We start from the raw sequence: 13,439 nt of genomic DNA, 5'->3' as shown, positions 1-13,439 counted from the left end.
TCATTAGCGTGACTTCTGGCCTTTCTTCGGGCCGGAGAGTTTGGCGATGGCGTTCTCTTTGGTATCGTCAAGCACCACCCTGCCGTTATCGACCACGATAATCCGCTCGACCAGGCTCAGCATGCTCATGCGGTGGGTCGCCACCACCAGGGTTTTGCCCTTGCCCCATTGGCCGAGCTGCTCGATAAACCGGCGCTCGGTCGCTTCGTCCAGCGAGGCCGTCGGCTCGTCCAGCAACACGATATGCGGCTGGCGGATCATCAGCCGCGACAGCAGCAGTGATTGCCGCTGGCCGCCGGACAACCCTGCGCCGCCTTCCAGGATCATGTGATCCATGCCGTCCGGCAGCTTTTGTATAAAGTCGAAGGCCCCGGTCATCGACAGAGCGGAGATGATTTCCTGATCGGACACGTTCGGCGCCCCCATGGTCAGGTTTTCGCGCACGGTGCCGTGAAAGAGCTTGGCGTTCTGAGTCAGCAGGCCCACGTCCCGCCGAATATCGGCCGGGTCGATATGAGACATACGGACGTCGTCCAGGTTGACCTGACCGCTGACCGGCTCCAGTACCCCGGCCAGCGCCTGCAACAGAGTCGACTTGCCGGCACCATTCTTGCCGAGCACCGCGATGCGCTCGCCAGCCCGGATCGACAGCTCCGCCACCGTCAGCGCCGGGGCGGGTGCATCTTCGCCGTATTGCAACACCGCACGACTGAAGTCGTAGTCACCCTGTATCACCGGCTTGTGCACCCGCTTGCTGCCTTCCGGGTGATCCACCGGCAGCTGCATCAGGTTGTTCAGGCTTTCCAGCGCCACCTTGGCATGCTGCCACCGGCTCATGACCTGGGTCAGCTGCGCCATCGGCGCCATCATGCGCGACGCCAAGATGGACGCCGCCACCAGAGAACCCGTGGTAAGATCTCCGTTCATCACCATGGGGGCACCGAACAGCACCACCACGGCAAAGACCGAGGTCTGCACATTATGCGCCCATACCGTCAGCATATTGGTCAGGAAGCGCAACCTGAGGTTTACATCCGCGGTTACCGCGTTGTAGTGATTCCACTCATGCTGGAACCGCTGTTCCGCCTGCAGGAGTTTGATATCCTCGTGGCCCTGGATGGTTTCCACCAGCATGGCGTTACGCAAAGACGACTCGCGCATCGACTCCCTGGACAACTCCTTCAGTTTGCCCTGGGCAAGCAGGCCGGGCAGCAGCAGCAGCAGCAGCGCCACGGCCGGCACCAGCGCCAGAGGACCGGCGATATACCAGAACACGAACAGGAACAGCAGGAAGAAAGGCAAGTCTACCAGGGCCGTTGCGGTGGTGGAGGTGATAAGCTCCCGCACCTGCTCCAGTTCCCGGATCTGGGAAATAAAGGTACCGGTCGACTTCGGCTTGGCACTGTTGCGCAAGCGAACGGCGTGACCGAACACCCGATCGGAGATGCGGATATCGGCGCGCTTGCCCATTAAATCGGTAATTCTCACCCGCATCAGGCGCATAATGAAGTCGAACACAATGGCCAGCATCACCCCGCCGAACAGGACATAAAGGGTGGGCATGGACTCGGCGGGAATAACACGGTCGTACACTTGTCGCGAAAACAGGATGCCGGCCAGCGCCAGTATGTTGGCCACCATGGTGGCCAACAGTACGTGCCCATAGGGCTTGATGTCGCGCAGAATGATTTCTCTGAACCAGTTGCGCTCATAGGGCTTGATATAATCGTCCACCCGGGCATCGGCCACCGCTCGGGCCGGACGCAAAATCACCATCCGCACCAGGTTGCCGGCCAGCTCTTCCCTGTCGATGCTGGTTTGCAGCCCCTGATCACCGCTGTAGACCAGGCCTGCCCGGCCGTTGCTGTCGATAGAATCGATCACCGCCACCTGGCCATCATTGAATTGCACCGCCAGGGGCAACCGCCAGGAAGTCAGCAACGTTTCATCGAAAGAGGCAAACTTGACCGTCAGCCCGGCCTGCCTCGCCATCTGCCTCAGCACCTGTTCGAATGGTTCATCCAACTCCCATTGGGCCGCCATTCGCACGTTTTCTACCGAATACTCCAGGCGGTAATGCCGCGCCACAGTAAGAATCGCATCCAGCCAGGGACGATAATCTACCTTGGTCGCGCGCTCTGCTGGCTCGCCCTCTTCCTCATGGGTTCTTAAATGCAGTACATCACTCATGAGCGAACCTCCACACCTTGTATCTTGCTGTTTTCCAACTGGAAAGCGGTTCGCAAGGCACCGGTGTTATACAAGCAGTCGATCTGCAGACGATGCAAATCATGGCGGGTATTCACCCGATCGAAGCCAGCTTGATGGATTTCCTGCTCCGCATTCAACAAATCGAGCAGGCTCCGGGTTCCGAGGGAAAGGTATTGCTGGCGGTAGAGATCCCGGGTTTCGGAAATGCTCTGCTCGCGCAGCCCCAGGCTGACCAGGCGCTGGCCCAGGCTGTTGGTTTGTTCCCGCGCCTCCAGCAGCCCCTGGCTGACCGTCAATTGGGCGGCATTTCTTGCCGCTTCCGCCGTTTGCAGGGCAAACTGGGCCGCGTTTTGCCGCGCCGTAATAGAGCCGCCCTGATAAACCGGCATCGACACATTCAGTGCCACCCTGAATTCCGTTTTATCGCTGACGCGATCATCAAGGTAACGCCGCAGGCTGGGATCCAGCGACAGGGTCGGCAACCCCTCGGCCCTGGCTTGCTCCATCAGAGCCTGCGCTTCAACCCGCTCCGCCTCGGCCACCAGCATCTCCGGCACCATCGACAAATCCAGCGAGGCATTCAGGCAGGCATCGCTCAGCGCCACCGGAAATGTCTTCCCTAGGCTAACCGGCGTACGGCTGCCCACCAGGCTAAGCAGCACGCCCTGCCAGCGGTTGAGCTGGGCGCTCAGCTGCAGTTCGGTGGCCTGTGCGGCTTCGATACGGGACTGGGCCTGCAGCACGTCGGAGCGCGAGCTGGCCCCCATCGCACTGCGCTGCTGTGCCAGGGCCGCAATGGCGGACACGCCCTTTATCTGTTCCCTGGCAATATCCAGCAACGACTGATAGCGCTGTACCTCGATGGCGGCTTGGGCGGTGTCGCGCGCCACCGTATCGATAGCCAGCAACACGGTGGCGCGGTTTTTATTTACGCCGGCCGAGGCAGCATCCACCGAACTGGATACCTTGCCAAAATCGTACAGCATCTGCGAAGCGGACAGGCTTACCGACTGGCTGTTCTTGCTGCCATTCAGTGAGGAATCGTACCCCGCACTGAGGCCGGCACTAACCTGTGGGTAGTAGCCCGCCCTGGCAACAGTCACCTGCTCGTTTTGCTGGTACAGCCGACCAATGGCTCCCGCTATACTGGGGTGCCAATTTACCGCTCGCTTCACCACACCGGACAGATCGGTTTCAACCCCACTGCCCAGGGGAGAATAATAATTTTCCTCGGGAAACGCGGAGAAACCGGACTGCAATGTATGCGGGTTTATTATCCCTATAGCCTCTTGACTTTGTCTTTGGTCACTGGCCCAGACAGCTGAGGCAGACCATGTTGTTATAGAGAAAAGAGAAGCCATCCCTAGTATCTTTACTGGCAAACATGGTTTCACAGTAAAACTCCCGTACTTGTGTTTTTTGTTATGTGCGCAAAAAAACCTCATGAAAAGAAAAGGGTTTTGCGATTTTTTCAATTTAACGTAGTCATAGCATAGATACTGCAAGGAGCAGTGGGCAAGCGTTATTTTATGGAAGAATGTATTAATCAATAAGTATTAAGGAGAGATATATAAAAACAAATAGAAGACGAGAAAGGCTACCTGATTAAATACCTGGTTAATAAAAGAATGGATTTAAATATGCCGGGCCCTGAGGCCCGGCATAGTATTGCAGGCGCGTTACATTACGCTAATGCCGCTCTGAATCCACAGCTGGCTAGTGGGATCATCCTCGTTGGTATAAACAACATAATCAATACCGTTCAAGGTGTCGCCCACAGGCGCGGACCAGTTACCGACCAGCTCGACGGTGTCGTCACCATCTCCCCGGATAAACAGCGTGTTGGTCGCCTCGTCGGTCACATCCAGCAGATCCTGCAATGTGACGGTCAGCCCAACCGCACTACTATCGTTGAGGTCAATGGCTTCGATATTGTCGATTTTTCCAGCAATATCGCTGAGCATGATCGAGGTAGCATCACCGTTCCAGTAAAGGGTGTCGAAACCTTCACCACCGTCAATGGAGTTAAACGCCGTATCGTACAGAACGATCAGGTCGTCGCCATCGCCCGCGTTGAAGGTAAGATCACCACCGGCCCTGCCATCGAGGGTGTCGTTACCATCGGAGCCCTGCAGCATACCATCGCCGTCGTTTAGTACATAACCGACGGCGTCGCCAGGATTATCATCATCCCAGTTCAGCGCTATATCCGGAGTATCGATACGGATGAACAGCGTCGCCGTATCTTCATCACCGTTCGGATGGGTGAGCTTGTAGGTGAAGGTTTCAACCTGACCGATGTTGTCAAGATCGGCATTGGGCACATAGGTGTAGGAGCCGTCGGACATAATGGTAAGGGTACCGTACTGTCCTTCAACCACGACACCGCCAACACCCGGTATCACAAAGCCGCCATCCTTCAGCACACTGAGTGTGGTTTCCGGTGTGCCGGTGTGATCCGCGCTGTCGTCGATAACATTGCCCGATACCTCATGCGCCTCTCCGGAGACAAAGTCCTTAAGATGCGTGGTCTCGTAGGTCAGATCCACCGTGACCGAACCGGGCAGGCTTACTGCACTACCGTTAGAAACATCCAGCCGGTAGTCACCGGGTTCCATCCCTTCTACCGTCACTTCCACACTAGTGGGGAACAGGCTGATCAAATCGAGCAGACTAGCCTGTGCCATATCCATAACCAGGGTTTCGGTGCCATCTTCTTCCAGCTTGAACAGTTGGAAGTCAACAGAGTCCAGCAGCGAGGCCAGGCTACCCACATCGATATTGATGGTCAGGTCGGTGGAGGTATCCTCTGCCAACGAGAAGCTGGTATTCCCCGAAGTATCTCCGATAACGGCACCAAGCAGGCCGATAAGCCAGCTGTAGCTGATAGCGTCTTCTTCGACCTCGGTGGTCACCAGGTTCGCCACTTCTATCTGGGCCGTGGCCAGATCGTCGGTTGCCTCCACGGTAGTGGCGGGCGCGGACAGATCCTCGTCGTCCCAGATAAGGTCGGCATCCTGGCTGTCGACACGAACATGCAGGGTGGCGGTGGCTTCCTGGCCGGTAGCCGAGTCACGCAGGGTGTACTCGAAGCTGTCGACCTGGCCGATTGCCTCCAGATCCGCGTTTGGTGTGTAGGTGTAGCTGCCGTCCTGGAAGATTTCCAGGGTACCGTGGCTGCCCACCAGCACCAGCGACGAACCATCCTGCGGCACGGCTTCGCCATTCACCGCCACCACAGTGGTGGTATCGGTAACCACATCGGTATTGCCGTCCTGATCCGCATCGGTGATCACGTTGCCGGATGCAGCGATAAGCTCGCCGGGCAGGTAATCGGTCAGGCTGATGTCGGTGATCTCCGCGGTCCAGCTAACGGTGGTTCCAGCACTGAGCACATCGGTACTGCCGTACACTACCCGGTACTCACCGGCTTCCAGGCCACTGGCTTCGACGAGCGCCGCTTCGCCGAAGATGCCCAATACGTCAAGCAGGCCACCGCCGGATGAATTCGCGAAGGATACCCACTCTCCGTTTTCGAACACCTGCAGATCGATAAAGGTGCCGTCGAACAGCCCCACCAACGAGCCGACATCGGCCGTAAAGGCCAGATCGGATACATTGCCTTCTTCCACCGTAAACTCATAGGTAGAGGAAGAGCCGAACAGCGTCAGCAACAAGGTATCGGAACCGGATTCCGGATCCCTGTCGGTGCTGACCGGCACAATGCCCACTTCAGCGGTTGCCAGGTTGTCGAAGGCTTCCAGCTCAACCACAATCGGCACCTCGATGTCGGCCGCTTCGCTGCTGTTGCCAGCCGTGTCCACCGCGACCACGGTAACGACCAGACCTTCGGCCAGCGGTGCTCCAAATTCGACGGTGAAGTTGCCTTCGCCATCCACCTCGGCACTGCCCAGTTCGTTGCCCTCGTCATCGAATACGGTAACGGTGGTACCGGCTTCGGCCACCCCGCTCAGGCTGCCGTCGTCATTGAACACCAGTTCGCTCGGCATCTCCGGTGCGATGGTATCCAGCTCGAACTCAACAACTGCGGAGGGTTCGCTTTCGCCAGACTCATTGCTGATGGTTGCGGTAACACTGACATTGCCTTCCGGTATGCCCTCCATATCCAGCAGGATACTGACACTACCGTTGGAAATATCGTCGGCGGTCAGTTCGTACTCGACAACGGTTTCAGCGCCGCCTTCACCAATAACGGTTAGCGTGATGGTGTCGCCTTCGGACAGTGCATCGACACTGGCCTCGAAGTTAACCTCGGCCATTACACCGGCAGACAGTTCTTCCGCATTGATATAGCCATCGGCTGCCGCATCGATACTCAGCAGGGGAGCATCAAGGTCGGCGTCCGCGTCCGCATCGGCGTCCGCATCCGCATCGGCATCGGCATCGGCATCGGCGTCTGCATCGGCATCGGCATCCGCATCGGCATCCGCGTCAGCATCCGCATCGGCGTCCGCATCAGCATCCGCATCGGCGTCTGCATCCGCATCGGCGTCCGCATCGGCGTCCGCATCAGCATCCGCATCGGCGTCTGCATCCGCATCGGCGTCTGCGTCGGCATCCGCATCGGCGTCGGCATCGGCATCGGCATCCGCATCGGCGTCGGCATCCGCGTCGGCATCCGCATCTGCATCGGCGTCGGCATCCGCATCGGCGTCTGCATCGGCGTCTGCATCAGCATCGGCGTCTGCATCCGCATCCGCATCGGCGTCGGCGTCGGCATCTGCGTCGGCGTCTGCGTCGGCATCGGCATCGGCGTCGGCATCCGCATCGGCATCCGCATCGGCGTCTGCATCCGCATCGGCATCGGCGTCGGCATCTGCGTCGGCGTCTGCGTCGGCATCGGCATCCGCATCGGCGTCGGCATCGGCATCGGCATCGGCATCCGCATCGGCATCGGCATCGGCATCCGCATCGGCGTCCGCATCCGCATCAGCATCGGCGTCTGCGTCGGCATCCGCATCCGCATCCGCGTCGGCGTCGGCGTCGGCGTCCGCATCAGCATCAGCGTCGGCATCCGCATCGGCATCAGCATCGGCATCGGCGTCGGCATCCGCATCAGCGTCGGCATCCGCATCGGCGTCGGCATCTGCATCGGCATCGGCGTCCGCATCAGCGTCTGCGTCGGCATCGGCATCGGCATCCGCATCAGCATCCGCGTCGGCGTCCGCATCGGCGTCGGCATCCGCATCGGCATCCGCATCGGCGTCGGCATCCGCATCAGCATCGGCGTCTGCATCCGCATCGGCATCAGCATCTGCATCCGCATCGGCGTCGGCATCCGCATCAGCGTCGGCATCGGCATCGGCGTCGGCATCCGCATCCGCATCGGCGTCGGCATCCGCATCGGCGTCTGCATCGGCATCCGCATCTGCATCCGCATCGGCGTCTGCATCCGCATCCGCGTCGGCATCGGCGTCTGCATCCGCATCCGCATCGGCGTCCGCATCCGCATCGGCGTCCGCATCAGCGTCGGCATCCGCATCGGCGTCGGCATCCGCATCCGCGTCGGCATCCGCGTCGGCGTCCGCATCAGCGTCCGCATCAGCGTCGGCATCCGCATCGGCATCCGCGTCCGCATCGGCGTCCGCATCGGCATCGGCATCGGCATCAGCATCCGCATCGGCGTCGGCGTCGGCATCAGCGTCGGCATCCGCATCTGCATCGGCATCGGCATCCGCATCGGCGTCTGCATCCGCATCGGCATCGGCATCCGCATCCGCATCGGCGTCCGCATCCGCATCCGCATCAGCATCTGCGTCGGCGTCCGCGTCTGCATCCGCATCGGCGTCTGCATCAGCATCGGCGTCTGCATCCGCATCAGCATCGGCATCCGCATCGGCGTCGGCATCGGCGTCGGCATCGGCATCGGCGTCGGCGTCGGCGTCGGCATCAGCATCGGCATCCGCATCGGCGTCGGCATCGGCGTCCGCATCCGCATCGGCATCCGCATCGGCATCCGCATCGGCATCCGCATCGGCGTCAGCATCCGCGTCGGCGTCGGCATCGGCATCGGCGTCCGCGTCGGCATCAGCATCGGCGTCCGCGTCCGCATCGGCGTCCGCATCGGCATCGGCATCGGCATCGGCATCAGCATCCGCATCGGCGTCGGCGTCGGCATCAGCGTCGGCATCCGCATCTGCATCGGCATCGGCATCCGCATCGGCGTCTGCATCCGCATCGGCATCGGCATCCGCATCCGCATCGGCGTCCGCATCCGCATCCGCATCAGCATCTGCGTCGGCGTCCGCGTCTGCATCCGCATCGGCGTCTGCATCAGCATCGGCGTCTGCATCCGCATCAGCATCGGCATCCGCATCGGCGTCGGCATCGGCGTCGGCATCGGCATCGGCGTCGGCGTCGGCGTCGGCATCAGCATCGGCATCCGCATCGGCGTCGGCATCGGCGTCCGCATCCGCATCGGCATCCGCATCGGCATCCGCATCGGCATCCGCATCGGCGTCAGCATCCGCGTCGGCGTCGGCATCGGCATCGGCGTCCGCGTCGGCATCAGCATCGGCGTCCGCGTCCGCATCGGCGTCCGCATCGGCATCGGCATCGGCATCGGCATCAGCATCCGCATCGGCGTCGGCGTCGGCATCAGCGTCGGCATCCGCATCTGCATCGGCATCGGCATCCGCATCGGCGTCTGCATCCGCATCGGCATCGGCATCCGCATCCGCATCGGCGTCCGCATCCGCATCCGCATCAGCATCTGCGTCGGCGTCCGCGTCTGCATCCGCATCGGCGTCTGCATCAGCATCGGCGTCTGCATCCGCATCAGCATCGGCATCCGCATCGGCGTCGGCATCGGCGTCGGCATCGGCATCGGCGTCGGCGTCGGCGTCGGCATCAGCATCGGCATCCGCATCGGCGTCGGCATCGGCGTCCGCATCCGCATCGGCATCCGCATCGGCATCCGCATCGGCATCCGCATCGGCGTCAGCATCCGCGTCGGCGTCGGCATCGGCATCGGCGTCCGCGTCGGCATCAGCATCGGCGTCCGCGTCCGCATCGGCGTCCGCATCGGCATCGGCATCGGCATCGGCATCAGCATCCGCATCGGCGTCGGCGTCGGCATCAGCGTCGGCATCCGCATCTGCATCGGCATCGGCATCCGCATCGGCGTCTGCATCCGCATCGGCATCGGCATCCGCATCCGCATCGGCGTCCGCATCCGCATCCGCATCAGCATCTGCGTCGGCGTCCGCGTCTGCATCCGCATCGGCGTCTGCATCAGCATCGGCGTCTGCATCCGCATCAGCATCGGCATCCGCATCGGCGTCGGCATCGGCGTCGGCATCGGCATCGGCGTCGGCGTCGGCGTCGGCATCAGCATCGGCATCCGCATCGGCGTCGGCATCGGCGTCCGCATCCGCATCGGCATCCGCATCGGCATCCGCATCGGCATCCGCATCGGCGTCAGCATCCGCGTCGGCGTCGGCATCGGCATCGGCGTCCGCGTCGGCATCAGCATCGGCGTCCGCGTCCGCATCGGCGTCCGCATCGGCATCGGCATCGGCATCGGCATCAGCATCCGCATCGGCGTCGGCGTCGGCATCAGCGTCGGCATCCGCATCTGCATCGGCATCGGCATCCGCATCGGCGTCTGCATCCGCATCGGCATCGGCATCCGCATCCGCATCGGCGTCCGCATCCGCATCCGCATCAGCATCTGCGTCGGCGTCCGCGTCTGCATCCGCATCGGCGTCTGCATCAGCATCGGCGTCTGCATCCGCATCAGCATCGGCATCCGCATCGGCGTCGGCATCGGCGTCGGCATCGGCATCGGCATCCGCATCCGCATCGGCATCTGCGTCGGCGTCCGCGTCTGCATCCGCATCGGCGTCTGCATCAGCATCGGCATCCGCATCGGCATCCGCATCGGCATCGGCGTCAGCATCCGCGTCGGCGTCGGCATCGGCATCGGCGTCCGCGTCGGCATCAGCATCGGCATCCGCATCGGCATCCGCATCGGCGTCGGCATCGGCATCGGCATCGGCGTCTGCATCGGCATCTGCATCGGCGTCAGCATCGGCGTCGGCATCGGCGTCTGCATCGGCGTCAGCATCCGCATCGGCATCAGCATCCGCATCCGCATCTGCATCTGCATCCGCATCAGCGTCGGCATCCGCATCTGCGTCGGCATCCGCATCGGCATCAGCATCGGCATCGGCGTCGGCATCCGCATCCGCATCAGCGTCGGCATCGGCGTCTGCGTCGGCATCGGCATCTGCATCGGCATCCGCATCGGCGTCCGCATCAGCATCTGCATCGGCGTCTGCGTCGGCATCGGCATCGGCGTCCGCATCGGCATCTGCATCCGCATCGGCATCGGCATCAGCATCGGCATCCGCATCCGCATCGGCATCGGCGTCGGCATCCGCATCGGCGTCTGCGTCGGCATCGGCGTCTGCATCCGCATCGGCATCCGCATCGGCATCAGCATCGGCATCAGCGTCGGCGTCCGCATCAGCGTCGGCGTCCGCATCGGCATCGGCATCGGCATCAGCATCCGCATCGGCATCAGCGTCTGCATCCGCATCGGCGTCAGCGTCAGCGTCCGCATCGGCGTCTGTATCATCAATCACAGGGGCAACGACCACAGTAGGCTCGGACTCATTGCCGGCTTCGTCGGTCAGGGTAACTTCCAGTTCTTCGCCATCGACCTGCGGCGTGCTTAGTTCGACGTCGAAGTTGCCGTCTTCGTCCACCTCGCCTTCACCGATCACGTTCCCTTCGGGATCCTTCACGGTCACGCTGGTGCCCGGTTCGCCTTTACCGGTGACGGTGGTACCGTCCTCACTGACCTCAACATCGGTCGGAGCATCCGGCGCGGTCAGATCCGGAGCGGTAACCAGGGCGGGCTCGGATTCATTGCCGGCTTCGTCGGTCAGGGTCACTTCCAGCTCTTCGCCATCGACCTGCGGCGTGCTCAGTTCGACGTCGAAGTTGCCGTCTTCGTCCACCTCGCCTTCGCCGATCACGTTCCCTTCGGGATCCTTCACGGTCACGCTGGTGCCCGGTTCGCCTTTACCGGTGACGGTGGTACCGTCCTCACTGACCTCAACATCGGTCGGAGCATCCGGCGCGGTCAGATCCGGGGCGGTAACCAGGACAGGCTCGGATTCATTGCCGGCCTCGTCGGTCAGGGTAACTTCCAGCTCTTCGCCATCGACCTGCGGCGTGCTCAGCTCAACTTCAAAGTTGCCGTCTTCGTCCACCTCGCCTTCACCGATCACGTTCCCTTCGGGATCCTTCACGGTCACGCTGGTGCCCGGCTCACCCGTCCCACTGACAACGGTGCCGTCGTCATTGATCTCGGCTACGGGCACATCCGGCGCGGTCAGATCCGGGGCGGTGACCAGGGCGGGCTCGGATTCATTGCCGGCCTCGTCGGTCAGGGTCACTTCCAGTTCTTCGCCATCAACCTGCGGCGTGCTCAGTTCGACGTCGAAGTTGCCGTCTTCGTCCACCTCGCCTTCGCCGATCACGTTCCCTTCGGGATCCTTCACGGTCACGCTGGTGCCCGGCTCGCCCGTCCCACTGACAACGGTGCCGTCGTCATTGATCTCGGCTACGGGCGCATCCGGCGCGGTCAGATCCGGGGCGGTAACCAGGGCAGGCCCGGATTCATTGCCGGCCTCGTCGGTCAGGGTAACTTCCAGTTCTTCGCCATCGACCTGCGGCGTGCTCAGCTCGACGTCGAAGTTGCCGTCTTCGTCCACCTCGCCTTCACCGATCACGTTCCCTTCGGGATCCTTCACGGTCACGCTGGTGCCCGGTTCGCCTTTACCGGTGACGGTGGTACCGTCCTCACTAACCTCAACATCGGTCGGAGCATCCGGCGCGGTCAGATCCGGGGCGGTAACCAGGACAGGCTCGGACTCATTGCCGGCCTCGTCGGTCAGGGTCACTTCCAGCTCTTCGCCATCGACCTGCGGCGTGCTTAGTTCGACGTCGAAGTTGCCGTCTTCGTCCACCTCTCCTTCGCCGATCACGTTCCCTTCGGGATCCTTCACAGTTACGCTGGTGCCCGGCTCACCCGTCCCACTGACAACGGTGCCGTCATCATTGATCTCGGCTACGGGCACATCCGGCGCGGTCAGATCCGGGGCGGTAACCAGGGCGGGCCCGGACTCATTGCCGGCCTCGTCGGCCTGGGTAACTTCCAGCTCTTCGCCATCGACCTGCGGTGCGCTCAGTTCGACTCTGAAATTACCGTCGTTACCCACCACACCTTTACCGATCACATCACCTTTAGGGCCTCTCACGATAGCAGGGGAACCCGGTTCGCCCTTACCAGTGACGATGGCGCCATCTTCACTAATCGCAACATTGGTCGGCGCATCGAGGGGATCTGTATCGGCATCTGCATCGGCGTCAGCATCCGCATCGGCGTCTGCGTCCGCATCGGCATCAGCGTCCGCATCGGCATCAGCGTCAGCATCGGCATCGGCATCAGCGTCGGCATCGGCATCAGCGTCGGCATCCGCATCCGCATCCGCATCAGCGTCGGCATCCGCATCAGCGTCTGCATCGGCATCCGCGTCCGCATCAGCATCGGCGTCAGCATCCGCATCCGCGTCCGCATCTGCATCCGCGTCCGCATCTGCATCGGCGTCCGCGTCCGCATCAGCATCGGCGTCAGCATCCGCATCTGCATCGGCGTCCGCATCAGCATCCGCGTCGGCATCCGCGTCGGCATCGGCATCGGCGTCTGCGTCAGCATCGGCGTCCGCATCGGTATCATCACTATCTGAGCTGCTAGAACCACCAGACAAGGCAATAATGCCCAGACCCAATATGCCTAATCCGGCGTATAACCAGCCGGGAATAGCGCCTTGCGACTGGGTCAGCATCAAAAGGCTATCGAGAGAGTCCAACGGAACAAAGGAAAGCTCTCCCGTGGCAGCACCTTGCCACCACCAGAGGGCCCCTTCGTCTTCAAGAACCAGTTCACTTTGTAGTTCGCCTTCAACAACAAAAAAGTTGGCGATGGTAATCACTTCCCCTGACATCAGGGTGACTACCAGATCCCGCCCACTTTGTCTCAACGCTGTTACCTGTCCCCTGCTAATGGGGAGCTTGACGATGCTCGGCGAACCTAAAATAACGTTATCCAGCGGAGCTGCCGCCGTAGCACCGCTGGATTTGGCGACAATCGTGGCTTGTGTCATGTGTTTATCCTTGTATTTTCCCGTAGTTAT

At 61.7% G+C, this 13,439-nt stretch carries 3 protein-coding genes; all 3 read right to left on the bottom strand.

Features of this window, described 5'->3' with window-relative positions; genetic code table 11:
- Window positions 1-3: 3 nt before the first annotated feature.
- The 3 genes from ACEVBK_RS08235 to ACEVBK_RS08225 all read right to left on the bottom strand — a co-directional run bounded on the left by ACEVBK_RS08235 (window position 4) and on the right by ACEVBK_RS08225 (window position 13,409).
- Window positions 4-2,190 carry a type I secretion system permease/ATPase gene (locus tag ACEVBK_RS08235; protein WP_375058119.1) on the bottom strand — a complete coding sequence of 729 codons (2,187 nt, stop codon included), beginning with the start codon at window positions 2,188-2,190 and terminating at the stop codon, window positions 4-6.
- Window positions 2,187-3,572 (bottom strand): TolC family outer membrane protein, encoded by a 1,386-nt coding sequence (locus tag ACEVBK_RS08230; protein WP_375058118.1) that lies wholly within the window; start codon window positions 3,570-3,572, stop codon window positions 2,187-2,189. The genes ACEVBK_RS08235 and ACEVBK_RS08230 overlap by 4 nt, the downstream gene beginning before the upstream one ends.
- Before the next feature lie 318 nt (window positions 3,573-3,890).
- Complete coding sequence (locus tag ACEVBK_RS08225; RefSeq protein WP_375058117.1) at window positions 3,891-13,409, bottom strand: BapA/Bap/LapF family large adhesin; 9,519 nt, start codon at window positions 13,407-13,409, stop codon at window positions 3,891-3,893.
- Window positions 13,410-13,439: the final 30 nt, after the last annotated feature.

Origin of the sequence: Zobellella sp. DQSA1 (genome assembly GCF_041950555.1) — a bacterium.
In the GTDB taxonomy this organism is placed as follows: Bacteria; Pseudomonadota; Gammaproteobacteria; order Enterobacterales; family Aeromonadaceae; genus Oceanimonas.
The sequence above is the reverse complement of the archived record's forward strand: the minus strand, read 5'-3'. Positions and strand labels throughout refer to the sequence as shown.

Bases quoted from the DNA above. Each gene is read 5' to 3' on its own strand.
- ACEVBK_RS08235 (WP_375058119.1), bottom strand. From the start codon at position 2,190: ATGAGTGATGTACTGCATTTAAGAACCCATGAGGAAGAGGGCGAGCCA.
- ACEVBK_RS08230 (WP_375058118.1), bottom strand. From the start codon at position 3,572: ATGGCTTCTCTTTTCTCTATAACAACATGGTCTGCCTCAGCTGTCTGG.
- ACEVBK_RS08225 (WP_375058117.1), bottom strand. From the start codon at position 13,409: ATGACACAAGCCACGATTGTCGCCAAATCCAGCGGTGCTACGGCGGCA.